Here is a 25,689-nt window from a genome sequence, read left to right on the forward strand (position 1 = left end):
AACTCCGGCCCCATCTTCGCGCGGGTCTTGATCCAGGACGGCTTCTTCTCGATCGGCGTCTCACTGTTGCGGACCTCGAGCCGCAGCAGCTTCCGACCTTCAGGCACAACAGTCACGCGCCCCAGCGTACGCCCCCGGACGGGGCGGATGACCTACGCTGGGTCGGGGGTCACGCCGGTCAGCTTGGCCGTCAGGTCCCACAGCTTGCGGCCGTTCTCGCGGTCCAGCGCGGCCCGCAGCGGCTGCACCACGGTGGGGTTGCCGCGGATGCCGCGGAACAGGCTCGGGCCGATGTAGTCGCCGCCGTTGACGTCCGGCGCGGTGGCCGCGATCAGGGACGGCAGCGCGCCGGTGCGGACACCCTGCGCGACCAGCAGATCGCCCAGGAAGGTCACGCCGCCGACGAGCTTGCGCACGATGGGGTGGCCCTGCGCGTTGGCCATGTTCGAGTTCAGGTTGGTGGCCGTGTAGCCCGGGTGGGCGGCCACGCTGATCACGTCGTCACCGGCGGCACGCAGGCGGCGGTCCAGTTCCAGCGCGAAGATCTGGTTGGCGATCTTGGACTGGCTGTACGCCGCGGCCGGGTTGTAGCGCCGGTGCTCGAAGCCGGGGTCGTCGAAGTCGACGCGGCCGCCGGTGGCGGCGAGGCTGGACAGCGTCACCACGCGGGCGTTCGTGCCGCGCCGGAGGGCGGGCATGAGCAGCCAGGTCAGCGCGGCGTGGCCCAGGTGGTTGGTGCCGAACTGCAGCTCGAAGCCGTCCTTGGTGCGGCCCTTCGGAGCGGCCATCAGTCCGGCGTTGTTGATCAGGACGTCGAGTTTCCCGCCGGTGAGCTCCTCGGCGCGGGCCGCCGCCGCGCGCACCGACGCGAGGTCGGCGAGGTCGAGGGAGATCAACTCGGGAGCGGCCGCCGCGCCCGCCGAGACGGTGCGCAGCGCCTGTTCGCCGCGCTCCGCGTTGCGGCAGGCGATCAGCACGCGCGCGCCCTTGGCGGCCAGCACGAGGGAGGTCTGCAGACCGAGGCCGGAGTTCGCGCCGGTGACGAGCACCGTGCGGCCCGTCTGGTCGGGGATGTCGGCCTCGGTCCAGGTTTTCATGCCCGGATATTAGGGAAGATCACGCGCTCGGGGCCAGCATTCGCAGCAGACGGTCGAACGGGCGCGCCGGACGCAGGCCGGGGCCTTCGCTCAGCAGGGCCTCGAACGCGGCGCCGACCTTGGCCACCTCGTCCACCGGCTCGTCCGGCTCGGCCAGCCCGGCCGCGATGGCGAGCATCGCCTGCTCGGCGCGGTGCGCGGCCTTGAGCGCGGAGTATTCGTCTCGGTGGGCGGCGACGACCTCGTAGAGCGCGCGGTTGCGCCGGACCGCCGCGGTCCAGGCTCGCTTGACGGCGTCCACGTGGTCGCTGTGCTCGTCGATGCCCTCGGCCGCGGCGCGCAGGTGGCCGCTGAGCAGCTGGGTCCACCGGTAGTGCAGCGCGAGCATGAGGTTTTCACGCGTGCCGAAGGCCTTTTCGGCACCGGGGATCTCGTCGAAGGGCAGCGGGCCCCGCGGGTCGCGGGCCGCCGCGGTCAGGACGGCGTCCAGGATGTCGCGCCGTCGGTAGAAGTCGTTCCAGCTCACGGGTCCTCCCCAAGTTGTGACCCCGGCCATACTCTGGGTTTGAAGCATACCGTCGGTATGGTGCCGACACTGCGAACATACCACGGGTATGGAAACGGGAACCGGCGTAAGCTTGTGAGCGTGGTGACAATGCGGTCCAGGCGTCTCGACTATTCGGAGTCCACGCGGTCGGCCCTGGTGAACAGCGCGGTGGAGCTGTTCACCAAACGGGGTTACGCCAGCACTTCGCTCGACGAGGTCGCCAAGCGCGCCCGGGTCACGAAAGGTGCCCTGTATCACCATTTCAGTGGAAAGCAGGCGCTCTTCGAAGCGGCGTTCGAGAAGGTGGAGAGCCGGGTTTTCGGGCGGCTGGAAGAGATCATGGGCGGCAGCGGCGCGCCGTGGGAGCGGGCGCTGGCGGGGCTGCGGGAGTTCATCTCCAGCTGCCTCGACCCGGCCTACCAGCGGATCGCGATCCACGAGGCTCCGGTGGTGATGGGCTGGGAGCGCTGGCGGGAGGCCGAGGACAGGGCGAGCTTCGGGCTGATCCGGTCGAGCCTGGAGGACCTGATCGAGGCGGGCGAGGTGGACGAGGTCCCGGTCGAGATCACCGCGCGGCTGCTGTTCGGGGCCCTGCACAGCGCGGCGACCGAGATCGCGAGCTCACCGGACCCGAAGAAGGTCGGCGCCCAGATCGAGAGCGTGATCGTGCAGCTGCTGCACCGCGTCCGGCGCACCTGAATCGATATGGTGGGGCTGTGGACCTGAGGATTTTCACCGAACCGCAGCAGGGCGCGAGCTACGACGATCTCCTGCGCGTCGCCAAGGCGACCGAGGACAACGGCTTCGACGCCTTCTTCCGTTCCGACCACTTCCTGAAGATGGGCTCCGCCTCCGGGCTGCCCGGCCCGACCGACGCCTGGGTGACCCTCGGCGCGCTGGCCCGCGAGACCTCCCGCATCCGGCTGGGCACGCTGGTCACCGCCGCGACGTTCCGGCACCCGTCGGTGCTGGCGATCTCCGTGGCGCAGGTCGACCAGATGTCCGGCGGCCGCGTGGACTTCGGCCTCGGCTCCGGCTGGTACGACGCCGAGCACCAGGCCTACGGCATCCCGATGCCGGAGATCAAGGAGCGCTTCGACCTCTACGCCGAGCAGCTGGAGATCATCACCGGCCTGTGGGAGACCCCCGAGGGCGAGACGTTCTCCTTCGACGGCAAGCACTACCAGCTCGCCGACGCGCCCGCGCTGCCCAAGCCGGCCCAGTCGCCGCGCCCGCCGGTGATCATCGGCGGTGGCGGCAAGAAGCGCACCCCGGCCCTGGCGGCCCGCTTCGCCGACGAGTTCAACGCGGCGTTCGTCGACGCGGACACCGCCGCCGCCCAGTTCGAGCGCGTGGACGCCGCGTGCCGCGAGATCGGCCGCGACCCGAAGGCGGTCATCCGCTCCGCGGCCCAGGTGGTGGCCGTCGGCAAGGACGACGCCGAGTTCGCCCGCCGCGCCGCCGCGATCGGCCGCGAGACCGACGAGGTGAAGCAGAACGGCCTGGCAGGCACGGTGGACGAGGTGGTCGACAAGATCGGCCGCTACCGCGAGGCCACCGGCGTCACCCGCCTCTACCTGCAGGTGCTGGACCTGTCCGACCTGGACCACCTCGAGCTGATCGCCTCGAAGGTCGCCCCGCAGCTGTGACCGCGCGTCCTCCGGTCCTGGGCGTGGCTCAGGGCCGGAGGGCGAACGTCACGCCCGGCGCCGAGGGCGCCGAATCCTCACGGCGCAGCCACCGGTCGTCCGACACCGCCAGCTCGCCGTCCAGCGCGGCCAGCACCGCGTCGCGGGCCAGGGGGAGCGCCTCGGCGACCGGGACGTCCCGCTCCAGCTCGAACGACAGCGACGTCACGCCGGCGTCCCGGATCCCGCACGGCACGATCTTGTCGAACGCCGTCAGGTCCGCGTTGCAGTTCAGCTCGAAGCCGTGCATCGTCACACCGCGCTGCACCCGGATGCCGATTGCCGCGATCTTGCGCTCCGGGCCGCGCTCGTCGGCCGGCACCCACACGCCGCTGCGGCCCTCGACCCGCCCGGTGTAGACGCCGAACTGGTCGCACACCCGGATCAGCGCCTCCTCCAGGCGCCGCACGTAGTGCACCACGTCGATCGGGTCGCCCAGTTTGACGATCGGGTAGCCGACCAGCTGCCCCGGCCCGTGCCAGGTGATCTTCCCGCCGCGGTCGACGTCGATCACCGGGGTGCCGTCGGTCGGTCGGTCCGCGTCCTCGGTGCGCTTGCCCGCGGTGTAGACCGACGGGTGCTCCAGCAGCAGGAGCGTGTCCGGGGCCTCCGAGCAGTCCGCCCGCGCGTTCACCAGCTCCCGCTGCAGCTCCCAGGCTTGCAGGTAGTCGATGGTGCCGACGTTCTTGACGGTGACGGGCGTGCTGGTGGCGCGGCAGGACTTTGGACTCACGTCTGGCAGGTTACGCCGACCGCGGCGCCGACGGGACAGGCTGTGGCGGTAGCAACCGCACTGCCCACCCCGTGAGAAAACCCACGCCCAGCACACCGAGCACGGCGCCGACGGTGTCGCTGACCCAGTGCACCCCGAGCACCACGCGGCTCGCCGCGCACAGCACCGTCGCGACCGAGAAGAACACCACGACCCACTTCGTCAGCCTCGGCGCCAGCCACAGGCACAGCAGCGCCGCCGCGAGGCCGGTGCTGGAGATCGACACCACGTGCCCGCTGGGGTAGCTGAACTCCGGGTACTCGCGCGGCCGGTCGCGCACGAACAGCGGTTTGAAGACCACGCTCACCAGCCGGGTGGTGGCGAGCACGGCCAGCACCCGCAGCGCCACGCCCGCCTGGTAGCGCATGCCGCGCCGCCAGCACACGACGATCCCGATCGCGAGCGCGATCGCGAAGGTCGCGGGCACGACCGGTCCGAACGCGTCGCTGACCACCTGCGCCACCCGGCCCGGCGTGTCGCGCCACCAGCCCTGCACCAGTCCCGCCACGGCCAGGTCGACGGCGTACGGCGGCCGCGCCACGGCCACGCCCAGCCCGAGGAACAGGACGAAGAACGCGCCGCCGAGCGGAAGCCACCTGGTCAAAGGGCGACCGCCAGTGCGCCGTCGAGGTCGGTGTGCACGAACGTGAACCCGGCCTTCTCCAGCACCGCGGGCACCGCCCGCTGCGAGATCAGCGCCATCTCGTCGGCCACTTCGCCGAGCGCGGTCCGCAACGCGAACCCGGGTACCCACCACGGGGCAGGCCGCCGCAGCGCGTGCCCCAGCGCGCGGGTGAACTCGGCGTTGGTCGCCGGTTCCGGGTTGCACACGTTCACCGGGCCGGACAACGTCTCGTGCTCGATGAGGAACCGCATCGCGGACACGTGGTCCCGCACGCTGATCCACGGCATGTACTGCCTGCCGTCGCCGAGCCTGCCGCCGAGGCCGAGCCAGAACAGCGGCTTGAGGGGCCCGAGCAGGCCGTCCTTGGACAGCACCAGACCGGTGCGCAGGTTCACCACGCGCGAGCCCGCCTCCGCGGCCGGGGCGGTCGCCGCCTCCCACGCCTCGCACAGCTCGGCCAGGAAACCCGCGCCCCGCGGCGACTCCTCGGTGACCACCGCGTCGCCGGTGTCGCCGTAGTAGCCGATGCCGGAGGCGTTGACGAGGGCCGGGATCCGGTACTCGGCGACGGCCTCGGCCAGCACCTCGGTCGGCTCGATCCGGCTGTCGCGGATCATCTGCTTGCGGGCCGCGCTCCACCGCAGCCCCATCGGCGAGCCGCACAGGTTGACGACCGTCGTGACGTCCTCGAACGCGCGGTCGTCGATCCGGCCCGCCGGCGGGTCCCACGAGTGCTCGTCCGCGGCCCTGGCCGGACGCCGGACGAGCCGTCGCACGTCGTGCCCCGAGTCGCGCAGCGTGGCGACGAGCGCCGAGCCGAGTAGCCCGCTGGATCCGGCGATCAGTACTCGCATACCCCGATCGTTGCTCACACCGCCGCTTCGCGCACGTTCCCTCACCGCAGTTGCCCGGCGACGTCGGCGGCCGCGGTCAGCAGCACGAGCACCGGGATCGTGGCACGGGCGGGCAACCGGTAGCTGCCGCGCTTGTCCGGCTCGACGATCCCGGCTCCGGTGAGCGCCTTGAGGTGGTGGTAGAGCTGCCCGGTCGAGCCGAGCCCGGCGGCCTCCTGGAGCGCGGCGGCAGGCTGCGGCCCGCGTGCGGCCAGCGTCCGCACGATCGCCAGGCGCGCCGGATTGCCCAGCGCCGCCAGCACTTCCGCGCGGGGACCGTCGTCCAGGGCCAGCGCGCGGGCCGGGGTGACGGTGATCTCCCACTCGAGTTCGAGTGGCTCCTCGGTGCGGCCGCGGTAACCGACCACCCCCGTCCCGTCCGCCCTGACGCCGCTTTCCAGCGCGGCCACCCGGCGTTCCAGGTCCGCCAGGCGGTTGAGCACGTCGTCGTTCACGGGCCCAGCATGACGGTCAGCCGCGCAGCGCCCGCACGAGCCCGTCGAAACCCTCCCGCGTGGACAGTGCGGCGAGCCCGGCGCGCAGGAACGGCCCCTGGTTGGCGAAATCCGCGTCGGCCACGTCGTCGAGCAGGAGCGCGAGGGTCGCGGCCCGTCCGTCCGGCCACCGCACGGTCATCCCAGTGGTCAGCACGCGCGGCAGGCTTCCGCCCTTGAACGCGACCGCTGCGGCGCCGGGCGGGACGAGCGCGGCGAAGGGCTCCTCCAGGTGGCGCCGCACGACGGTCTCGCCGAAGCGGCCGGCCGCGAGCGCGCGGTGCATCGCGAACAACCCGGCCGCGCTCCCGCGCCCGTGCCCGCGCGTCCAGGCCACCTGGGCCTCGGCAGCCGGCGGGGTCTGGAAGCGGGCGAGCACCTCGTCCCGGAACGCCGGCTCGGTGGCGAACCGGCGCGCCAGCCGGTCGCCCGCGCCGGGCCGCAGCGCGGGGGAGCGTGGCAGGAACTCGGGGAACAGCAGCAGGAGCACCTCGCCGCAGAACGACCGGAGGTCCGGCCGGAGCCATCCGCCCCGGGCGGCCGCCGCGGTCAGGGCCCGGTCGCCGAGGCGGTCGCGCAGGTAGTCGGCGGCGGAGTTGTCGCTGAAGACGATCATCGCGCGGGCCAGCCGGTCCAGCGGGACGGTCACGTCCGGGTCGAGCGCGTTGCCCCGGTCGGTGTGCGGGATGCCGAGTTCCTGGAGGGCGGCCAGGTGCGCGCCGCCGTCGCCGCCGAACGGGTAGAACGCCTCCCAGTCGCCGAGCCGCACCGGCTCGTCCGGGTCCAGGCCGCGCTCGACCGCGGTGGCGTATGCGGCGAGGTGCACGACCTTGATCGTGGACGCCAGGACCTGCGGGGCGTGCGGCCGGTGCGCCACCCGGCGCCCGTCGGCGTCCACGGCCAGCGCGCCGACCCGGTCGCGGTGCCGGGCGATCCAGTCGAACCAGCCCTGCGGGGTGGACGTGTCGGCGACCGCGGTCGCGGGCACGGCGAGCGTCGCCGCGCCGGCGAGCGCCGCGGAGCCGAGCAGAGTGCGCCGGGAAAGCACGAAGACCCCCTCCTCCAGTTTTCCGTAATTACGGAATACCGGGGGAGGGGGTCTCCGGTCAAGCGGTTACAGACCCAGCTCGTCCTCGAAGTGGCCCTCTTCGAGGCGGTTCTTGATCGTGGTCAGGAACCGGCCGGCGTCCGCGCCGTCGATCAGGCGGTGGTCGTAGGTCAGGGCCAGGTAGGCCATCGACCGGATGGCGATGGTGTCCTGACCGTCGGCGTCGGTGACCACGACCGGCCGCTTCACCACCGCGCCGACGCCCAGGATCCCGGACTGCGGCTGGTTGATGATCGGCGTGTCGAACAGGGCGCCGTTGCTGCCCAGGTTGGTCACCGTGAAGGTGCCGCCCGACAGCTCGTCCGGCTTGATCTTGTTCGCGCGGGTGCGGGCCGCGACGTCCGCGATCGCCCTGGCCAGGCCGGCCAGGTTCAGCTCGCCCGCCTTGTGGATGACCGGGGAGAGCAGGCCGCGGTCGGTGTCCACCGCGACGGCGAGGTGCTCCTCGCCGAAGTAGGTGATCTCCTTCTTCTCCTCGTCCAGGTAGGCGTTGATGTTCGGGTGCTGCTTGAGCGCCTCGACCGTCGCCTTGGCGAAGAACGGCAGGAAGGTGAGCTTCACGCCCTCCCGCTCCTGGAAGGCGGCCTTCGCCTGCTGGCGCAGCCGGGCGATCTTGGTGACGTCCACCTCGAACACCTGGGTCAGCTGCGCCGAGTTCTGCAGCGACTCGCGGGTCCGCTGCGCGATGACCTGGCGGATCCGGCTCGCCTTCTGCACCGTGCCGCGCAGCGCGGCCAGCTCCGGCGACGGGGCCGCCGGGGCCTTGGCGGCGGGGGCGCTCGGCGCGGCGGCCGGGGCCTGCGCGGCGGGCGCCTGAGCGGCCGGAGCGCTCTGCTTCTGCTTCGCCTCGGCCGCCGCCAGCACGTCCTGCTTGCGGATGCGGCCGCCGACACCGCTGCCGGTCACCGACGCCAGGTCGATGCCGTGCTCGGTGGCGAGCTTGCGCACCAGCGGGGTGACGTACGGGCCGCTGCCGTTGCCGTCGCTCGCGGCCGGGGCGGCCTGCGGCTGCGGGGCCGGCTGCTGCGGCGCGGGCTGCTGCGGCGCGGGCTTCTGGGGAGCCTGCTGCGGAGCCGCCTGCTGGGGCGCGGGGGCCTGCGCGGCCGGGGTGGGCTCGGGCTTCGGCTCCGGCTTCGGCTCGGGCTTGGGCTCCGGCGCCTTCGGCTGCTCCTGCTGCGGGGCGGGCGCGGCGCTGGCGTCGCCGATGATGGCGAGCGTGCCGCCGACCTCGACGGTCTCGTCCTCACCGACGCTGATCTCCAGCAGCGTGCCGGCGATCGGCGAGGGGACCTCGGTGTCGACCTTGTCGGTGGAGATCTCCAGCAGCGGCTCGTCCACCTCGACCGTGTCGCCGACCGACTTCAGCCAGCGGGTGACGGTGCCCTCGGTGACGCTCTCGCCCAGCTCGGGCAGCGTGACCGGCGTGCCCTGAGCGGACCCGCTCGGCGCGGGCTGGGCCTCCGGGGCCGACTGCTGCTGCGGCGCGGACTGCTGCGGCGCGGACTGCTGCGGCTCGGGCTCGGGCTCCGGCTCGGGCTGGGCCTGCTGCGCGGGCGCCTGCTCCTGAGCGGGGGCGGAACCGCCGCCGGAACCGTCGTCGATCACGGCGAGCTCGCCGCCGACCTCGACGGTCTCGTCCTCCTGGGCGACGATCTTCTGCAGCGTGCCTGCGACCGGCGACGGGACCTCGGTGTCGACCTTGTCGGTCGAGATCTCCAGCAACGGCTCGTCGACCGCGACCGTGTCACCCTCCTGCTTGAGCCAGCGGGTGACGGTGCCCTCGGTAACGCTCTCCCCGAGCTCCGGCAGTGTGACGGAGAAGGCCATCGTGAATTGACTCCCTTGAATCTTTGTCGGCTGCGGTCCGGTCAGCTGTGCACGTGCAGTGGCTTGCCGGCCAGGGCAAGGTGTGCTTCGCCGAGGGCCTCGGTCTGGGTCGGGTGGGCGTGGATCAGCGGAGCGACGTCCTCCGGGAAGGCCTCCCAGTTGTAGATCAGCTGGGCTTCGCCGATCAGTTCGCCGACCCGGTCCCCGACCAGGTGCAGGCCGACGACCGGCCCGTCCGGCGCCTTGATCACCTTGATCGCGCCGGAAGTCTTGAGGATCTGGCTCTTGCCGTTGCCGGCCAGGTCGTACGTGAAGGTCTGCACGTCCGAGCCGTAGCGCTCCTTGGCAGCCGCCTCGCTCAGGCCGACGGAGGCGACCTCGGGGTGGCTGTAGGTGACGCGCGGGATGCCGGCCTCGTCGATCGCCTTCGGCTCCAGGCCGGCGATCTCCTCGGCGACGAAGATGCCCTGGGCGAAGCCGCGGTGCGCGAGCTGCAGGCCGGGGACGATGTCGCCGACGGCGTAGACGTTCGGCAGGTTGGTGCGCAGGCGCTCGTCGGTGATGACGAAGCCGCGCTCCATCTTGACGCCGGCCTCCTCGTAGCCGTGGCCCGCGGTGTTGGGGCCGCGGCCGACGGCGACCAGCAGCAGGTCGGCCTCCAGCGTCTCGCCGGACTCCAGGGACACGGTCACGCCGTTCTCGTCCTGCTTGGCGCCGGTGAACTTCACGCCGGTCTTGAAGTTGATCTTGCGACGGCGGAAGGCGCGCTCGAGCTGCTTGCTGGCGAACTCGTCCTCGGCCGGGACCAGCCGCGGCAGCGCCTCGACGATCGTCACGTCCACGCCGAAGGAGGCCCACACGCTGGCGAACTCGACGCCGATGACGCCGCCGCCGAGCACGACGACCTTCTCCGGGATCCAGTCCAGGGTCAGCGCCTCGTCGCTGGCGATGATCCGGCCGCCCAGCTCCAGGCCCGGCAGGGTCTTCGAGTACGAGCCGGTGGCCAGGACCAGGTTCTTGCCCGTGTACCGGGTGCCGTCGACCTCGACGGTGGTGCCGCCGACGAACGTGCCGGTGCCCTCGACGACGGTCACCTTGTGGGCCTTGGCCAGGCCCTGCAGCCCCTTGTAGAGGCGGCTGATGACGCCGTCCTTGTACTTGTGGACGCCGGCGATGTCGACGCCCTCCAGGGTGGTCTTCACGCCGAACTGCTCGCCCTCGCGGGCGGTGTCGGCGACTTCGGCCGCGTGGAGCAGGGCCTTGGTCGGGATGCAGCCGCGATGCAGGCACGTCCCGCCCAGCTTGTCCTTCTCGATCAGGATGACGGACTGGCCCAGCTCCGCGGCGCGGAAGGCCGCGGCGTAGCCGCCGGATCCGCCACCGAGGATCACCAGGTCGGCGCCAGCGTCGCTCACGTCGTTTACTCCTCGTTTTACGTCCAAACCCTCATCATCTTGTCACTACGTAGTCCGGCCCTGCGAGGTAGCCGGGTGTGTTAATCGGCGCACTTCTGATCCCCGCGATAATGGCGGGGGAGGGCAGGCGGAGATGAGGTGGTCGAGGTGGGTCTGTTCGACGGTCTGAAGCGCAGACGCGGCGCCGGGAAACCGGGCACGCTGCGCCGTGCCAGTGACGCTGACCTGCGTCATCTGGAGGGCTGGGCGGCCGCGCGGCGGGGCGTCGAGGCGTTCGTCGAGCCGCGGACGACGGTCACCGAGACCACGGTCGTCCTGATCGCGCACGACGGCGAATGGACACGACGGCGGATCGGCAGCCTGGACGCCGCGCAGCAGTTCGGGCGCAAGCATTCGATCCCAGTGTACGAGGTCGCGAAAGTCGGTTACCCGAAGCGCATGCGCGAATACACAGAGCGGCAGAAGCGCGCGCAGGGCTGAGGATCAGTCCAGGTCGGACAGATCGAGCACGAACCGGTAGCGGACGTCGCCCCGCGCCAGGCGCTCGAGCGCGTCGTTCACCGCGGCCGACGGGAGCACCTCCACGTCGGCGGTGATCCCGCGCGCGGCGCAGAAGGCGAGCATGGCGGCGGTCGCGGGCCTGCCACCGCTGCCCGCCGAGCTGAGCTTCTTGCGCCCGACGAGCAGGTCGAGGGTCTCCACCGTGACCGGCCCCAGGTGCCCGAGGTGGCTGAGCGTGCCGTCCAGCGCCAGCAGCCGCAGGTAGGGGCCAAGGTCGTGGGGCGCGGAGATGGTGTCGATCAGGATGTCGAACCGCCCCCGCGCGTCCGCCATGCGGGCCGGGTCCGTCGAGTCGAGCAGGTCGGCGGCGCCGAGCCGGCGCGCCTCCCCCGCCTTGTCCGCCGACCGGCTGATCACCGTGGTCTCGGCGCCGACCGCCACCGCGAACTTGACCGCGAGGTGACCCAGCCCGCCCAGCCCGGCCACGGCGACCCGGGTGCCCGGCCCGGCGCCCAGGCTGTGCAGCGGTTCCCACACGGTGATCCCGGCGCACATCAGTGGTGCGGCGCCCGCGGGGTCGATGCCTGCCGGGAGCGGGTAGGCGAACCGGTCGCGGACGACGTGCTCCCGCGAGTAGCCGCCCAGCGTCGTGGAGCCGTCGTGGCGGTCGGTGCCGCCGTAGGTGAGGGTGGGGAAGTCGTGGCAGAAGTTCTCCTGCCCCGCGAGGCACATGGCGCAGGTCCCGCAGGAGTCCACGATGTTGCCGACGGCGACCGCGTCCCCGGCGGCGAAGGCGGACACCGCGGGTCCGATCGCGGTGACCACGCCGGTGAACTCGTGGCCGGGCACGAGCGGAGTGCCGCCCGCTCGCACCGCGTGCAGGTCGGAGTGGCAGACGCCGCAGTGGTCGACCCGGACCGCCAGGTCGTCGGGCCGCAGCTCCCGCCGCTGGAGAGGCGCCCGTCGTAGCGTCCCCGCGACCGCGTGCCATCCCGTCGTCGTCCGTGCCATGCCCGATCTGCCCGCCACCGCCCGTGGCGCCGCGACCCGTCAGCGCATCATGGAGGAGGCGACCCGCGAGTTCGCCGAGCACGGGATCGCCGGTGCCCGCGTTGAGCGCATCGTGGCCGCGGCGCGCACCAACAAGGCGCAGCTCTACGGCTACTTCGGGAGCAAGGAAGGGCTGTTCGACGCGATCTTCTCCGCCTCACTGGAACGGATCGTGAACGTCGTGCCCATCGACGCGAGCGACCTGGCGGACTGGGCGGTGCGGCTCTACGACGAGTACCTCCGCCGGCCCGACCTCATCCGGCTCGCCACCTGGGCGCGGCTGGAGCGCCGGCCCGCCGGCCACCTCGTGGAGGACGCTGACCGCCTCGACGACCACAAGCTGCGCGCGATCGCCGAGGCGCAGGCCGCGGGCAAGGTGGTGCCCGGGGACCCGTTCGACATCATGGCGCTGGTGATCGCCCTGTCGATGGCGTGGTCCCCGGTGAGCAACGTCTACGCCGCGACGGCCGAGGAGCCCGGCGACGTCCACGACCGCCGCCGGGCCCTCCTCCGCGAAACCGTCCGCCGCGCCGTGACGCCGGACTAGTGCGCATGGCCTGCGTGGCGGTGCGGGTAACGGCCCCTCCCGCCAGCCCGCCACCACCCTCAACGGACACGCTGCGCGCGGCTCCGCCCGTTCCAATCCGCGGCGGTGCCGGCTGACGGCCCACCGCAAGCGGCTCCGCCGCTCAGGAAACAGAAACTAGCCCTGGTCGGCGATGTCGGCCAGCACCGCGGCGATGGTGCGCACCGGGACGCCCGTGCCGCCCTTGCCGGTGTAGCCCCACGGCGCCCCGGTGTTGAACGACGGGCCCGCGATGTCGATGTGCGCCCACGGCAGGCCCTCGGCGACGAACTCGCGCAGGAAGATGCCCGCGGCGAGCATCCCGCCCCAGCGGTGCCCGGTCACGTTCGCCAGGTCGGCCAGCCGCGAGTCCAGGTCGCCGCGCAGCTCCTCGGGCAGCGGCATCGGCCAGCCGCCCTCGCCGGTCGCCTGCGCGATCGCCGCCACCCGGTCGCGGAACTCGTCCGACCCCATGATCCCGGCGGTTCGGTTGCCCAGCGCCACCATCTGCGCGCCGGTCAGGGTCGAGGTCTCGATCAGGTAGTCCGGGTCGTCCTCGGCGGCGCGCACGATCGCGTCGGCCAGCACCAGGCGGCCCTCGGCGTCGGTGTTGAGCACCTCGACGGTCTTGCCGCCGTACATGCTCAGCACGTCACCCGGCCGGTAAGAGGTGCCCGACGGCAGGTTTTCCGCGAGCGGGATGTTGGCGGTGACCTCGAGCGGGTACTTGAGCTTGGCCGCCAGCACGACCGAGGCGAGCACTGCGGCGGCCCCGGACATGTCCGAGGTCATGTCGTCCATGTTCGCGGCGGGCTTGATCGAGATGCCGCCCGAGTCGAACGTGATGCCCTTGCCGACCAGCGCGACCTTCTTCGCCGCCTTCGGGCCCTTGTACGACACGCGCACCAGCCGCGGCGGGCGGGACGAGCCGCCGCCGACGCCGAGGATGCCGCCGAAGCCCTTGCGCTTGAGCTGCTTGTCGTCGAGCACCTCGAAGTCGAGGTCGTTGGCCTCGGCGAGCTTGCGGGCGCGCTCGGCGAAGGAGGCCGGGAACAGGTCGTTGGGCGGGGTGTTGATCAGGTCGCGGGCGATGATCACGGCCTCGGCGATCGCGGTCGCGGCCTTCAGCGTCGCGGTGTGCGCGCGCTTGGTGCCCTCGGCCGGCGTGGCGAAGTCGACCGCGGCGACCGGCGCGTCACCGGGCTCGGACTTGTACTCGGTGAACTTGTAGGCGCCCAGCGCGGTGCCCTCCACCGCGGCCTGCAGGTCCACAGCGGACAGCGTGGACACCGCCCGCGCGGTCCCGGCCAGCGCGCGCCCGGCGGCGCCCGCGGCGCGGCGCACCTGCTCGGCTGTCACGGTGCCGTCCCCGTCGGCGCGGCCGAGGCCGACCGCCAGCACGACGGCGGCGGGCAGCTTGCCCAGCGTGGGCAGCTTCACGACCTCTTCGGCCTTGCCGGAGGCGCCCACGGTGGCCAGCAGCTCGGCCAGCGAGCCGTCGAAGGCCTCGTCGACGGCCTCCGCACCCGGCGCCAGCGTCACGGCCTTGTCGCCCTGGAGCGTCCCGATCACGACGACCTCGGCCCGGCTCTTGCCGAGCGCGGCGCCGGTGTTCTCGATCAGGGCAAACTTCGGCACGGTCACTTGTGGCTCCTCGCGCATCCATCGACGGTCGTGCCGGGTGGGGTACCCGGCCAGGTAGTGAGCCATGCTAATGAGGACGGAGCCCGGCAGGAGAGGCAGGTGGTGGGCGTGCGGCTGGCGGCGGGACTGCTGATCGCGCTGGCCGTCGGCGCGCAGGCGGGCGGCTGGTGGCTGCTCGGTGGCGCCGTGGTCGCGGCGCTGCTGGCGTTCTGCGTGCCCGAGCCTCCCGCGCTGGAGCAGAACCCCGCCCGGCTGGTGGCCGCCACGCGCCTGGTGTCCCGCCTCGCGCTGGTGCCGCTGTTCGCGTCGGTGTTCGCCGCCTACCTGTTCCCCGGACAGCCGCTGGCGGCCGCGGTCGTCGCACTGGTGGTCACCGCCGCCGACGCGGCCGGGCTGCGGCTGGCGAGGTACGCGCGGGCGTGGCTGCTGGGCATCCTGCTGGTCGCCGGGGCCGGTTTCGTGGCGCTGAGTTTCGCGATCGAGCCCGCGCAACCGGTGACCGCGCCGCACTTCACGATCGGCGGGCTGTTCGCGGCGGGCGCGGTGCTGTTCCCGTTGCTGCCGCGGCACAACCCGTCCTGGCTCGCGGGTTCGGTCATGGTGGTGCTGGCCATCGGCGCGGGCGCGCTCTACCAGCTCGGCCCGGTGCGCTTGGCGTTGTCCGGGGTGCCCGTGCGGGACGCGCTGGCCGCCCTGGACGGGCAGGTCCTGGACCCGTTGCTGGCCGGGGTCGTCGTGCTGTCCACTGTGCCCGCCGCGCTGCTCGCGATCGGCGGCGCCCGCGAGGAGCTGGCGTGGCCGCGCGCGTCCGTCGCTTGTGGACTGATCGCCGCGGTCGCGGCCGTGCTGCTTGACCCGGACCAGGCGCTGCTGCTGGCCGCGGCGGCCGCGCTGGCCGAGGTGCTGGTGACCGCGGTGCTGTCGATGATCACCGGGATCACCGCGCGCGCCGTGATCGCGGCGGTACTGGCCGTGACGCTGCTGGCCTGGCTGCCGCCGGTCTATCTACTGGGGACGGTGGCCGCCGTCGCGGCAGGCGCCGCCGTCACGCGACGAGCAGGAACGCCAGCAGCGTGATCAGCGCGGTCGCGACCGCGAGGATGATCACCGACTTCACCGGCAGGTCGCGCGGGAACACCTGCTTGTCGTGGACGCTGCGCCACCACACGACGCCGAAGATGCCGCCGACCAGGCCGATGATCCCGCCGAACACGCCGAGCAGGGCGTAGCCGAGGAGCGTCAGCTCGCCCACCGCGAAGGTGAGCAGGATGGCGGTCACGAAGGTCTTGACGTCGGACGCCGGTCCGGCGGAGACGGAGTTCGGCGTGGCGGGCTGCGGCACGTTGGCGGTCACGCCCGCCATGGTAGGGGAGTAGGCGATTCTCGGAAGTCCAACTAACAGTTATCCTGGTCGAATGACGACCACGTTGCCCTTCACCCGTACCCCGCACCCGTCTCCCGCTTCGGCGGAGCGTGTAGCCGAGGTACTGGCGAAGCCGGGCTTCGGGACGTTCTTCACCGACCACATGGTCACGATCAAGTACAGCAAGGACCGCGGCTGGTACGACGCGAACGTCGGCCCCTACGAGCCGGTCACGCTCGACCCCGCCACCTCCGTGCTGCACTACGCGCAGGCGATCTTCGAGGGCCTCAAGGCCTACCGCCAGCCGGACGGGTCGGTCGCGGCCTTCCGCCCGGACGCCAACGCGGCCCGGTTCCGCCGGTCGGCGGCCCGCATCGCGATGCCGGAGCTGCCCGACGAGCTGTTCCTGGGTTCGCTGCAGGAGCTGATCGCGGCCGACGAGCGCTGGGTGCCCAGCAACCCGGGCGACACGCTGTACCTGCGGCCGTTCATGATCTCCACCTCGGTGGGGCTGGGCGTGAACGCGCCGGCCAGCGAGTACCTGTACCTGGTGATCGCCTCGCCCGCCGGTTCGTACTTCACCGGCGGCGTGAAGCCGGTGAGCGTGTGGCTGTCCACCGAGTACGTGCGGGCGGCCCCGGGCGGCACCGGCGCGGCGAAGTTCGCCGGCAACTACGCGGCGTCCTTCGTGGCGCAGTCGCAGGCCGTGGAGCAGGGCTGCGACCAGGTGGTGTGGCTCGACGCGGTGGAGCGCCGCTACGTCGAGGAAATGGGCGGCATGAACCTGTTCTTCGTGTACGGCTCGGGTTCGGACGCCCGGATCGTCACGCCGGAGCTGTCCGGTTCGCTGCTGCCCGGCGTCACCCGCGACTCGCTGATCAAGCTGGCCGCCGACCACGGCATGGGCATCGAGGAGCGCCGGATCTCCACCGACGAGTGGGAGAAGGCGGCCGCGTCCGGTGAGCTGACCGAGGTGTTCGCGTGCGGCACCGCGGCGGTCATCACTCCGGTCGGCCGGGTCAAGCACGCGGGCGGCGAGTTCACCATCGCGGGCGGCGAGCCCGGCGAGGTGACGATGAAGCTGCGCGCCGAACTGACCGGCATCCAGGAGGGCACGCGCCCCGACCCGCACGGCTGGATGCACAAGCTGTCCTGATCACTTCGACATGAAGGGCCACCCCGTTCCGGCGGGGTGGCCCTTCGTCGTCAGGAGGCGCTGGCGCGCCGGATGAACTCCAGCTGCTCCGGCGACGGCCCGCCGTGCTCACGCTGGATCCGCGCGCTGTTGTCCGCCTGCATGCGGTAGAGCGAGTCCCGCAGCCCGGTGTCGCCACCGTGGAAGGCCTCCAGCAGGCCCATCCACTCGGCCGCGAGCGCGCGCCCCTCCGCCGACGCCGGGTCGACCCCGGTCTCGACGGCCCGCTGCACGCGGGGGATCAGGTCCTGCCACCTCCGCTGGACGTCCTCCTGCTCGCCGAGCCGCGATCGGCGCTCGGCCAGCTCCGCCAGCTGGGTTTCGCTGAAGTACTGCTTCACCGTCTCGTCCACGGTGGTCACCTCCCGGATCAGAGCCAGGAAGCCGGTGACGCCGGCCGGTTCGTCGACGGCCGCCAGCATCGTGGTGAGGTGCGCCCGGAGCGTGCGCATCGCCACCAGCTGCCGGTCGACGTGGTCCCGGTGCCGCGTGAGCAGCTCGCCCAGGTCGGACGTGCCCTCCAGGGCCGCGCCGATGTCCTCGAGCGGCAGGCCCAGCTGCCGCAGGGCCAGCACCTCGTACAACCGCCGGACGTCGGACTCGTCGTAGAGCCGGTGCCCGGACTGCGTCCGCCCGGACGGGCGCACGAGACCCACGTGGTCGTAGTGGTGCAGCGTGCGCACCGTCAGACCGGTCGCCCGTGCCAGCTCGCCGACCTTGTAGAACATGCCGTTCACCCACTTCCACCAGCGCTTTTGCGCCGGTGTGGACGACGCTAGGACCTGACGTCGCGTCAGGATCAAGCGTTCGGCGGCGTGACCCCGGCTTCCGCGTGCGTCGGCAGGTCCGTGAGCAGCCGGGCGGCCGTGATCAGCAGCGGGAGGGCCGTCGCGGCGCCGGTGCCGTCGCCGAGGCGGATGCCCAGGTCGACGAGCGGCTTGAGGTCGAGGTGCTCCAGCACCATCTGGTGCGCCGGCTCGGCGTCGCGGTGCGCGGCCTGCCACCAGGAGCGCGCGCCGGGCGCCAGTTCCTCCGCCACCAGCGCCGCCGCGCCGACCGCGAGCCCGTCCAGCAGCACCGGCGTGCGGCGGACCGCGGCCTGCGCCAGGAACCCGGTCAACGCGGCCAGGTCCGCGCCACCCGCGGTCCGCAGCAGCGCCACCGGGTCGGGCAGCACCGCCCGGGCCCGCCGCAGCGCGTCCCGGATCGCGACGGTCTTGCGCATCCACGCGTTGTCGTCGATGCCCGAACCACGGCCGACCACGGCCACCGGCTCGGCGCCGGTCAGCGCGGCGACCAGCACCGCGGCCGGCGTGGTCGCCCCGACCCCGACGCTGCCCGCGACCAGCAGATCGGCGCCCTCGTCCACCTCGGCGTCCGCGATCGCCATGCCGGCCCGCAGGGCAGCCCGCACCTCGTCGTCGGTGAGGGCGTCCTCGACGTCGATCGACCCGGAGCCCGCCCGGACCTTGTACTCGGCGACCGGCGTCTCCCCGTCCACCGCGATGTCCACCACGCGCAGCCCGGCGTCGCCCACCGCGGCGGCGATCGCGACCGGCCCGGCGCCCTTGAGCAGGCTGTCCACCAGTTGCCCGGTGACCTCCGGCCGGTAGGCGGAGACGCCCTTCGCGGCGATCCCGTGGTCCCCGGCGAACACGATCACCCGGGGCCGCTGGAACCGCCGCGGCGGCGCCGAGCCCTGGCAGGCCGCGACCCACGCGCCGAGCGCCTCCAGCTCACCCAGCGCGGACACCGGTTTGAGCAGCTCCGCGTGCCGCCGCACCGCCTCGGCGCGGGCGGCTTCGTCGGGCTGGGGGACATCGGCGAACGACACGTCAGTCACGGCGCCAAACCTATCGTCAGCCGGCGCGGGCGGTCAGGCGCGGATCGTCCTCGACCACGCCCAGCAGCACCGAGTCGATCTCGGTCAGCAGGTCGGCGTCGAGCTTCACGCCCGCCGCCTTCACGTTCTCGTGCACCTGCTCCGGCCGCGACGCGCCGACGATCGCCGAGGCGACGTTCGGGTTCTGCAGCACCCACGCCACCGCTAGCTGCGCCAGCGTCAGCCCGGCCTGCGCGGCCAGCGGCTCCAGCCGGGCCACGCGCTCGAGCACCTCGTCCCGCAGGAACCGCTGCACGAACTGCGAGCCCCGCTCGTCCGTGGCGCGCGACCCGGCGGGCGGCGGCTGACCCGGCTTGTACTTGCCGGTCAGCACCCCCTGCGCGATCGGCGACCAGACGATCTGGCTCAGCCCCTCGCGCTCGCTGGCGGGCACGACCTGCGCCTCGATGACGCGCCAGAGCATGTTGTACTGCGGCTGGTTCGACACGAAGGGGATCCGCAGCTCGCGGGCCAGCGCGGCGCCGCGGGTGATCTCCTCGGCGTTCCACTCCGACACCCCGATGTAGAGCACCTTGCCCTGGCGGACCAGGTCGGCGAAGGCCGACATGGTCTCCTCCAGCGGCACGGTCGGGTCGAACCGGTGTGCCTGGTAGAGGTCGATGTGATCGGTCTGCAGCCGCTTCAGCGACGCGTGGCAGGACTCGATGATGTGCTTGCGGCCCAGGCCGCGATCGTTCGGGCCGCCGGGGCCGGTCGGCCAGAACACCTTCGTGCAGATCTCCAGGCTCTCCCGGCGCTGACCGGCCAGACCGCGGCCGAGCACCGACTCCGCCAGGGTGTTGGCGTAGACGTCGGCGGTGTCGAAGGTCGTGATGCCCGCGTCGAGCGCGGCCTTGATGCAGGCCTGGGCCTGGTCCTCGTCGATCTGGGAACCATGGGTGAGCCAGTTCCCGTAGGCGATCTCACTGACGGACAGGCCACTGCGGCCGAGACGGCGAAACTCCATGTCCGGCAGCCTACCGGAAATGGTTCGCCTTGCTAACGACCTGGAGTGCGCTCCAGCCGGTCAGGAGACCGTGTCGCCGACCTTCACGCGCGGCTTGGGCATCCGGAGCTTGCGGATCTGGCTCGCCCGGACGAACGCGTACCAGCCCAGCGACCGGCCGCTGATGTTCTCCTTCGGGAACTTCGCCCTGGCCAGCCGCGCGATGCGGCGGCCGTTGAAGTAACCCTCGACGGCCATGACCAGCAGCGCGGCCATGCACAGCAGCGTCACGTACTGCTGGATCACCGGGTACGGCACCAGCAGCACGACGAACACGAGGATCGCCAGCGGCATGAACGCGCCGAGGAAGTGGCGGCGCGAGTCGACCAGGTCGCGCACGTACGCCTTGACCGGGCCCTTGTCGCGCGGCAGCAGGTAGCGGTCGTCGCCCGCGGCCATCCGCTCCTGGCGCTCCTTGGCGAGCCTGCGGCGCTCTTCCTTGTCCACCGGGTTCGACTTGCGCAGCTCGCGGTTGCGCTTCATCGCCTCCCGCATGGTCCTCGGCGGGGGCGCGACGGGGCCGCGGCGCTTGCCCTCGGCCTCCTTGCGCTTCGGCGTCGGCCTGCCCTTGCCCGGGGTGTAGCCACGGGTGTGAGATTCGACGCTTTCGGCCACCTCGGCCGCCTCGATCTCGGGGCTGTCTGCGGTGGTCGTGCTGTTACGACGGAGAAACCTCACCCAACCAGCTTATTCCAGACAGCGGCGTGCGTGTTCAACCCCCTCGCCGATGTGTAACCATGGGATCAGCGCCAAGGCGGGAACCAGCCCGGGAACAGATCGGGTGGCACCGGTGTTCCAGTAGGGAGGAGCACCCCCCACCCGGTGCACGGCAAGACCCCGAGGGAGAGCTATGACTGCCGCTGAGCAGACCAGCACGCAGGCCGAGGCCGAGGCCACCCACGGCGTCACGTTGAGCGACGCCGCGGCGAGCAAGGCGAAGGCCCTGCTCGAGCAGGAAGGCCGCGACGACATGCACCTGCGCATCGCGGTCCAGCCCGGTGGTTGCGCGGGACTGCGCTACCAGCTGTTCTTCGACGAGCGCACGCTCGACGGCGACCTGTTCCGCGACTTCGACGGCCTGCGCGTGGCGGTCGACCGCATGAGCGCGCCGTACGTCGAGGGTGCGGTGATCGACTTCGTCGACTCGATCGAGAAGCAGGGCTTCACCATCGAGAACCCGAACGCCACGGGCTCCTGCGCCTGCGGCGACTCGTTCCACTGAGCCAGTACACGTGAAGGGCGCCGGTCGAGCTTCGACCGGCGCCCTTTTCGCGTGTCCGCGTAACTAATAGTCCTCCAGCCCGACTACCTGTGCGTGGCAGGCGTCGTCGACCGCCCAGCCCCGCGGCGCAGGCGGCCGGGGCGCTGAGGCGTGTGCCGCGCGCAGTTCGGCGGGGATGTCGGCGCAGTCGTCGATCAGCTCGGCGATGGTCTCCGGTTCCGTCACGGTGCTCACGCAGGCGACGCTAGGGCGACCGGCGCGCGCCGGACAGGTCTACCAGCTAGTAGTGTCGGTCAGCGGGTCAGATTTAGCTCCGACGGGGTATTTCCCGTCGGTAACTTCAGTTCGAGCCAGCCAGAGGGAGCAGAGCACCGGTGGCCATCAACGCCCGCATCGCCGTTTCCGGCAGCATCGCAACCGACCATCTCATGCACTTCCCCGGCCGGTTCGCCGAGCAGCTGGTCGCCGACCAGCTGCACCGCGTCTCGCTGAGCTTCCTGGCCGACGACCTGGTGGTCCGCCGCGGCGGGATCGGCGCCAACATCGCGTTCGGCCTCGGGGTGCTCGGCGCGAAGCCGGTGCTGGTCGGCGCGGCGGGCGCGGACTTCGCCGACTACCGGTCCTGGCTGGAGCGCCACGGCGTGGACGCGTCCGGCGTGCTGATCTCGGAGCTGGCCCACACCGCGCGGTTCGTGTGCACCACGGACGACGACCTCAACCAGATCGCCACCTTCTACGCCGGCGCGATGGCCGAGGCCCGCAACATCGAGCTGGGCCCGATCGCGGACCGCGTCGGCGGGATCGGGCTGATGCTGATCGGCCCGGACGACCCGGACGGCATGCTCCGGCACGCGGACGAGTGCCGCCAGCGCGGGATCGACTTCGCGGTGGACCCGTCGCAGCAGCTGGCCCGCATGAACGGCGAGCAGGCGCGGCGGTTCGTCGACGGGGCGAAGTACCTGTTCACCAACGACTACGAGTGGGAGCTGCTGCTCCAGAAGACGGCCTGGTCCGAGGCCGACGTGCTGGACCACGTCGGCATCCGCATCACCACCCTCGGCGAGAAGGGTGTGGAGATCGTGGGCAAGGACGGGCTGGCCCTGGAGGTCGGCGCGGTGCCCGAGCTGGCGAAGGCCGACCCGACCGGCGTCGGCGACGGCTTCCGGGCGGGTTTCCTGGCCGGCCTGAACGCGGACCTGAGCCTGGAGCGGTCCGCCCAGCTGGGGTCGATGATCGCCGTGCTGGTGCTGGAGACCGTCGGCACGCAGGAGTGGACGCTCGACCGGGAGTCCGCGCTGACCCGCATCGGCGCCGCGTTCGGCCCCGACGCCGCGGCGGAGATCGCCCCCGCGCTGCCCGCCTGACCGCAGCCGCGGGAACTGGTCGGGTCTGAACGACCACCCACCGCCGACCGCGGACACCCGGCGGCCGGCGAGGCAGGACGATCTGGCCCCGCCCCGACTGGTCACGGCCCCAAGCGCGCCATTGGCAGCACGACCTGTCCGCCGCCCCTGGCGGTCGGCGGTGCGGGACCATCAGGCCCCGCGCTGCCCACCTGACTGGCCGCGGCCCCACGCCCGGCGGCACTGCCCGCCAGCGCAACGTACCCGTCACCGGCCGCCGCCGCAGCACAACGAAGCCCCGTGCTGCTTACCCGACCACCAAACAAAAACGGGCCGCAGCCCGGCGGCTGCGGCCCGTTCAACACTCGTCTCAGATGCGCACGGGGTAGACCGGCTCCGGGATCTCCGGCTTGATCCGGTGCTCGATGAAGATGCCGTGCCAGATCATGAACACCAGCAGCGCCCAGATGCGCCTGCTGTGGTCCAGCGTGCCCGCCTTGTGCTCGTCCAGCAGGCGCTGCACGGCCTGCTTGTCCAGCAGCTCGCCGGTCTGCGAGTCGGCGATGATGCCGCGCGCCCAGTCGTACATCTCGTCCCGCAGCCACAGCCGGATCGGCACCGGGAAGCCCAGCTTGCGCCGGTTCAGCACGTGCGCGGGGACGATGCCCTCCAGCGCGCGGCGCAGCGCGTACTTCGTCGTCTCCTTGGTGATCTTCTGGTCCAGCGGGATGCCGGCCGCGACCTTGAACACCTCCGCGTCGAGGAACGGCACCCGCAGCTCCAGCGAGTTCGCCATGGTCATCTTGTCGGCCTTGACCAGGATGTCGCCGCGCAGCCAGGTGAACAGGTCCACGTGCTGCATCCGCGCGACCGGGTCCCAGTTCGCCGACGTGCGGTAGTGCTCGGCGGTGACGTCCTTGTGGCCGACGCCCTCCTGGAACGTCTTCAGCACCCCGCGCAGCTGGTCGTCGCGGAAGATGCGGGCGTTGCCGTAATAGCGCTCCTCCAGCGGCAGCGCGCCGCGGCGCAGCAGGTCCTTGCCGCGCGTGCCCTCCGGGATCCGCTCCGACACCTTGCCGATGACCTTGCGCAGGCTGCCCGGCACCTTCTCGAACGGCGCCAGCGACAGCGGCTCGTTGTAGATCGTGTAGCCGCCGAACAGCTCGTCCGAGCCCTCGCCGGACAGCACCGCCTTGACGTGCTTGCGCGCTTCCCGCGCGATGAACCACAGCGGCACCAGCGCCGGGTCGGCCACCGGGTCGTCGAGGTACCAGACGATGAGCGGCAGCGCCTCCATCATCTCGTCGGCCGACACGGTCCGGATGACGTGCTTCACGCCGATCGCCGCCGCGGACTCGGCCGCCACGTCGACCTCGGAGTAGCCCTCGCGCTCGAACCCGGTGGTGAACGCGATCAGGTTCGGGTTGTGCTCCTTGGCCAGCGCCGCGATCGCGGTCGAGTCGATGCCGCCGGAGAGGAACGTGCCGACGGTGATGTCCGGGTCGGCGATCATGTGCTTGCCGACCGAGTCGCGCATCACGTCGCGGATCCGCTCGTGCAGGATCTTCGCCTCGGCCTCGCCGCGGACCGGCTTGGCGGCGAACTCGGGGAAGAAGTAGCGCTCGATCTTCGGCGCGCCGCCGGGGGAGACGGTGAACGAGGTGCCGGATTCGATGCGGCGGATGCGCGTGTGCAGCGTCTCCGGCTCCGGCACGTACTGCAGCGTCAGGTAGTGCTGCAGCGCGGTCCGGTCCAGCTGCTTGGTGATCCCCAGCACGCCGGAGAGCTCCAGCAGCGACTTCTTCTCGCTGGAGAACGCCGTACCGCCCGGCCCGTGCGTGTAGAACAGCGGCTTGATGCCGAACGGATCACGTGCGCCGAAGATCACCTTCTCCTCGGCGTCCCAGATCAGGAACGCGAACATCCCACGCAGCTTGGACACCGCGGCGCGGCCCCAGTGGTGGTAGGCCGCGACGATCGCCTCGCCGTCGCCCTCTGTGGCGAACTTCGCACCGTGCTCCTCCGTGAGCTGTTCGCGCAGCTCACGGTAGTTGTAGATCTCGCCGTTGAAGTTCAGCGTGTACCGGTTCGGCGACTCGGGCGGGCCCCAGGTCAGCGGCTGGTGGGCGTGCTCGACGTCGATGAACGCGAGCCGGTTGAAGCCGTAGACGACCTCGCCGTCGGTCCAGGTGTCGCGCTCGTCGGGACCGCGATGACGCTGGCAGCGCATGGCTTCGCCGACCGCGTCACGCGCGTTGACCGCGTCGTTCTCAGTGGCACACACCAGTCCAAGCAGGCCGCACACGGATATTCACACCTCGAGGTCGTGGCCGGATGTCGAGCGCCCAGTATGCCCGCAGCCCCCGCCACGAACGGTCACCCCTTGGGCTGCGGATCGCGGTAGCTCGGCTAGGCTCCCGCTGGTAAGCCAGAAATCGTCAAGGAGGCCTGGGTTGAAAGGGCGCTGCGCAGTGGGCAGGGATGAGCGCACTCCGGCATCACGTTCGGCGAAAGTGGGTAAGGTCGCCGCGCTGGCCGGGCTCGTCGCGCTCCTGGCGACCGGGTGCTCCGGTGACGAGGTGCTGCGGTTCGGGTGGCCCGTCGGCGTGACCAAGGAGTCCGAGGACATGCGCGTCCTCTGGACCTGGTCCGTCATCGCCGCGCTCGTCGTCGGTGTGATCGTGTGGGGCCTGATCTTCTGGTCGGTCGCGTTCCACCGGAAGAAGAAGACCGACGGCCCCGGCGACCTGCCGCGGCAGTTCCAGTACAACGTGCCGCTCGAGCTGTTCTGCGTCGTGCTGCCGCTCGTGATGGTCTGCGTGCTGTTCTTCTTCACCGCGACCACCGAGAGCAAGGTGCTCGCCGAGGAGCCGGACCCGGACGTCACGGTCGACGTGATCGCGTTCCAGTGGAACTGGGAGTTCGACTACCCGAGCGCCCCGAAGGACGCCAACGGCCAGGTCATCAAGACCGTCGGCAGCTCGAGCGAGATCCCGATCCTGGTCCTGCCCGCAGGCAAGCGCATCCAGTACAACCTGCGCTCGGCCGACGTCATCCACTCGTTCTGGGTGCCGGAGTTCCACTTCAAGCGGGACGTGTTCCCGGACCCGGAGAAGAACAACCAGGACCCGTCGTTCCAGAACACGATCGACCGGACCGGTGCGTTCGTCGGCCGCTGCGCCGAGCTGTGCGGCACCTACCACTCGGGCATGAACTTCGAGGTCCGGGCGCTGCCCGCCGACCAGTTCGACCGCTACATCCAGCTGCGCACCCAGATCAACCCGGCCACCGGGCAGCCGAACACCACCGCCGAGGCGCTGGCCGCGCTGAACTGCGGCGAGCTGTGCGCGCCGCAGGCGACCACGACGAAGCCGTTCAACACCGACCGCACGCTGCGGACGCAGTCCGGCTGAGCCGGTTGGTTCCCGTGGGTGTTGGAAGCATGAACACAG

At 71.7% G+C, this 25,689-nt stretch carries 27 protein-coding genes and 1 pseudogene; 9 read left to right on the forward strand and 19 right to left on the reverse strand.

From position 1 onward, the window contains the following. The 3 genes and pseudogenes from ABZ215_RS17265 to ABZ215_RS17275 all read right to left on the reverse strand — a co-directional run. Positions 1–116 (reverse strand): annotated as a pseudogene (locus tag ABZ215_RS17265) (lipoyl synthase); the annotation flags it as partial. A gap of 36 nt (positions 117–152) precedes the next feature. Then, entirely contained in the window at positions 153–1,097 is a 945-nt protein-coding gene (locus ABZ215_RS17270; protein WP_354950259.1) for an oxidoreductase, read from the reverse strand. A 19-nt stretch (positions 1,098–1,116) separates the two neighbouring features. Beyond that, the gene (locus ABZ215_RS17275) at positions 1,117–1,623 is read right to left on the reverse strand and encodes a hypothetical protein (protein WP_354950260.1); all 507 of its coding nucleotides are present in this window, start codon (positions 1,621–1,623) and stop codon (positions 1,117–1,119) included. 129 nt (positions 1,624–1,752) lie between these two features. On the opposite strand from ABZ215_RS17275, the gene ABZ215_RS17280 reads away from it, so the two are divergent. Both ABZ215_RS17280 and ABZ215_RS17285 read left to right on the forward strand, forming a co-directional pair. Next, on the forward strand, positions 1,753–2,343 hold the full coding sequence (locus ABZ215_RS17280) for a TetR/AcrR family transcriptional regulator (protein ID WP_237338205.1): 591 nt from the start codon (positions 1,753–1,755) through the stop codon (positions 2,341–2,343). A gap of 17 nt (positions 2,344–2,360) precedes the next feature. Further along, positions 2,361–3,293: an LLM class F420-dependent oxidoreductase gene (locus ABZ215_RS17285; RefSeq protein ID WP_020423087.1), complete on the forward strand. Its 933-nt coding sequence runs from the start codon at positions 2,361–2,363 to the stop codon at positions 3,291–3,293. Between the two features lie 28 nt (positions 3,294–3,321). Here the strand turns inward: ABZ215_RS17285 and lipB are convergent, their stop codons facing one another. The 7 genes from lipB to lpdA form a co-directional block, all read right to left on the reverse strand. Beyond that, positions 3,322–4,074: a lipoyl(octanoyl) transferase LipB gene (lipB, locus tag ABZ215_RS17290; protein ID WP_157358847.1), complete on the reverse strand. Its 753-nt coding sequence runs from the start codon at positions 4,072–4,074 to the stop codon at positions 3,322–3,324. A 1-nt stretch (position 4,075) separates the two neighbouring features. After that, positions 4,076–4,708 carry a phosphatase PAP2 family protein gene (locus ABZ215_RS17295; RefSeq protein ID WP_354709730.1) on the reverse strand — a complete coding sequence of 211 codons (633 nt, stop codon included), beginning with the start codon at positions 4,706–4,708 and terminating at the stop codon, positions 4,076–4,078. Next, a complete protein-coding gene (locus ABZ215_RS17300) occupies positions 4,705–5,583 on the reverse strand; it encodes a TIGR01777 family oxidoreductase (RefSeq protein WP_354950261.1) in 879 nt (292 codons plus the stop codon). Before ABZ215_RS17300 ends, ABZ215_RS17295 begins: the two co-directional genes overlap by 4 nt. 41 nt (positions 5,584–5,624) lie before the next feature. Then, positions 5,625–6,077 (reverse strand): helix-turn-helix domain-containing protein, encoded by a 453-nt coding sequence (locus tag ABZ215_RS17305; protein ID WP_354709731.1) that lies wholly within the window; start codon positions 6,075–6,077, stop codon positions 5,625–5,627. A gap of 16 nt (positions 6,078–6,093) precedes the next feature. Next, on the reverse strand, positions 6,094–7,164 hold the full coding sequence (locus ABZ215_RS17310; protein WP_354709733.1) for a serine hydrolase: 1,071 nt from the start codon (positions 7,162–7,164) through the stop codon (positions 6,094–6,096). Between the two features lie 66 nt (positions 7,165–7,230). Further along, positions 7,231–9,051: a 2-oxoglutarate dehydrogenase, E2 component, dihydrolipoamide succinyltransferase gene (gene sucB, locus ABZ215_RS17315; RefSeq protein ID WP_354950262.1), complete on the reverse strand. Its 1,821-nt coding sequence runs from the start codon at positions 9,049–9,051 to the stop codon at positions 7,231–7,233. 41 nt (positions 9,052–9,092) lie between these two features. Continuing rightward, the gene (gene lpdA, locus ABZ215_RS17320) at positions 9,093–10,466 is read right to left on the reverse strand and encodes a dihydrolipoyl dehydrogenase (protein ID WP_237338200.1); all 1,374 of its coding nucleotides are present in this window, start codon (positions 10,464–10,466) and stop codon (positions 9,093–9,095) included. 138 nt (positions 10,467–10,604) lie between these two features. Here lpdA and ABZ215_RS17325 point away from each other — a divergent pair, with 138 nt between their 5' ends. Then, positions 10,605–10,946, forward strand: a complete 342-nt coding sequence (locus ABZ215_RS17325) for a hypothetical protein (RefSeq protein WP_020421879.1) — start codon at positions 10,605–10,607, stop codon at positions 10,944–10,946. Positions 10,947–10,949: 3 nt separating this feature from the next. Here ABZ215_RS17325 and ABZ215_RS17330 read toward each other — a convergent pair whose 3' ends face one another. Next, positions 10,950–11,978, reverse strand: a complete 1,029-nt coding sequence (locus ABZ215_RS17330; RefSeq protein ID WP_354950263.1) for an NAD(P)-dependent alcohol dehydrogenase — start codon at positions 11,976–11,978, stop codon at positions 10,950–10,952. On the opposite strand from ABZ215_RS17330, the gene ABZ215_RS17335 reads away from it, so the two are divergent. After that, positions 11,977–12,564 carry a TetR family transcriptional regulator gene (locus tag ABZ215_RS17335; RefSeq protein WP_354950264.1) on the forward strand — a complete coding sequence of 196 codons (588 nt, stop codon included), beginning with the start codon at positions 11,977–11,979 and terminating at the stop codon, positions 12,562–12,564. The two genes, ABZ215_RS17330 and ABZ215_RS17335, sit on opposite strands and share 2 nt — an antisense overlap. 156 nt (positions 12,565–12,720) lie before the next feature. Here the strand turns inward: ABZ215_RS17335 and ABZ215_RS17340 are convergent, their stop codons facing one another. After that, positions 12,721–14,226, reverse strand: coding sequence for a leucyl aminopeptidase (locus ABZ215_RS17340; RefSeq protein WP_354950265.1), 1,506 nt, complete (start codon positions 14,224–14,226; stop codon positions 12,721–12,723). Between the two features lie 99 nt (positions 14,227–14,325). Here ABZ215_RS17340 and ABZ215_RS17345 point away from each other — a divergent pair, with 99 nt between their 5' ends. Then, positions 14,326–15,303: a hypothetical protein gene (locus ABZ215_RS17345; RefSeq protein WP_354950266.1), complete on the forward strand. Its 978-nt coding sequence runs from the start codon at positions 14,326–14,328 to the stop codon at positions 15,301–15,303. On the opposite strand, the gene ABZ215_RS17350 is transcribed toward ABZ215_RS17345, so the two are convergent. Further along, positions 15,272–15,589, reverse strand: coding sequence for a hypothetical protein (locus ABZ215_RS17350; protein WP_354709741.1), 318 nt, complete (start codon positions 15,587–15,589; stop codon positions 15,272–15,274). The genes ABZ215_RS17345 and ABZ215_RS17350 overlap by 32 nt on opposite strands. A 52-nt stretch (positions 15,590–15,641) precedes the next feature. Between ABZ215_RS17350 and ABZ215_RS17355 the strand changes: the two genes are divergently transcribed. After that, a complete protein-coding gene (locus ABZ215_RS17355; protein WP_020421874.1) occupies positions 15,642–16,745 on the forward strand; it encodes a branched-chain amino acid aminotransferase in 1,104 nt (367 codons plus the stop codon). 50 nt (positions 16,746–16,795) lie between these two features. On the opposite strand, the gene ABZ215_RS17360 is transcribed toward ABZ215_RS17355, so the two are convergent. The 4 genes from ABZ215_RS17360 to ABZ215_RS17375 all read right to left on the reverse strand — a co-directional run bounded on the left by ABZ215_RS17360 (position 16,796) and on the right by ABZ215_RS17375 (position 20,350). Continuing rightward, on the reverse strand, positions 16,796–17,512 hold the full coding sequence (locus tag ABZ215_RS17360) for a MerR family transcriptional regulator (protein WP_354950267.1): 717 nt from the start codon (positions 17,510–17,512) through the stop codon (positions 16,796–16,798). A 71-nt stretch (positions 17,513–17,583) separates the two neighbouring features. Continuing rightward, a complete protein-coding gene (cobT, locus tag ABZ215_RS17365; RefSeq protein ID WP_354950268.1) occupies positions 17,584–18,627 on the reverse strand; it encodes a nicotinate-nucleotide--dimethylbenzimidazole phosphoribosyltransferase in 1,044 nt (347 codons plus the stop codon). 16 nt (positions 18,628–18,643) lie between these two features. After that, entirely contained in the window at positions 18,644–19,633 is a 990-nt protein-coding gene (locus ABZ215_RS17370; RefSeq protein WP_020421871.1) for an aldo/keto reductase family protein, read from the reverse strand. A gap of 60 nt (positions 19,634–19,693) precedes the next feature. Further along, a complete protein-coding gene (locus ABZ215_RS17375) occupies positions 19,694–20,350 on the reverse strand; it encodes a DUF3043 domain-containing protein (protein ID WP_026153367.1) in 657 nt (218 codons plus the stop codon). A 172-nt stretch (positions 20,351–20,522) separates the two neighbouring features. Here ABZ215_RS17375 and ABZ215_RS17380 point away from each other — a divergent pair, with 172 nt between their 5' ends. Further along, positions 20,523–20,894 carry an iron-sulfur cluster assembly accessory protein gene (locus ABZ215_RS17380; RefSeq protein WP_017984065.1) on the forward strand — a complete coding sequence of 124 codons (372 nt, stop codon included), beginning with the start codon at positions 20,523–20,525 and terminating at the stop codon, positions 20,892–20,894. A gap of 63 nt (positions 20,895–20,957) precedes the next feature. On the opposite strand, the gene ABZ215_RS17385 is transcribed toward ABZ215_RS17380, so the two are convergent. Next, positions 20,958–21,128 carry a hypothetical protein gene (locus ABZ215_RS17385; protein WP_017984064.1) on the reverse strand — a complete coding sequence of 57 codons (171 nt, stop codon included), beginning with the start codon at positions 21,126–21,128 and terminating at the stop codon, positions 20,958–20,960. A 140-nt stretch (positions 21,129–21,268) separates the two neighbouring features. Between ABZ215_RS17385 and ABZ215_RS17390 the strand changes: the two genes are divergently transcribed. Then, a complete protein-coding gene (locus ABZ215_RS17390; protein WP_354709744.1) occupies positions 21,269–22,258 on the forward strand; it encodes a carbohydrate kinase family protein in 990 nt (329 codons plus the stop codon). 349 nt (positions 22,259–22,607) lie between these two features. Here the strand turns inward: ABZ215_RS17390 and asnB are convergent, their stop codons facing one another. Continuing rightward, a complete protein-coding gene (gene asnB, locus ABZ215_RS17395; protein ID WP_027936436.1) occupies positions 22,608–24,542 on the reverse strand; it encodes an asparagine synthase (glutamine-hydrolyzing) in 1,935 nt (644 codons plus the stop codon). 166 nt (positions 24,543–24,708) lie between these two features. On the opposite strand from asnB, the gene ABZ215_RS17400 reads away from it, so the two are divergent. Next, positions 24,709–25,650, forward strand: a complete 942-nt coding sequence (locus ABZ215_RS17400) for a cytochrome c oxidase subunit II (protein WP_027936435.1) — start codon at positions 24,709–24,711, stop codon at positions 25,648–25,650. Positions 25,651–25,689 lie beyond the last annotated feature (39 nt).

Origin of the sequence: Amycolatopsis sp. NPDC006131, from assembly GCF_040614175.1 — a bacterium.
GTDB classification, from domain to species: Bacteria; Actinomycetota; Actinomycetes; order Mycobacteriales; family Pseudonocardiaceae; genus Amycolatopsis_E; species Amycolatopsis_E tucumanensis.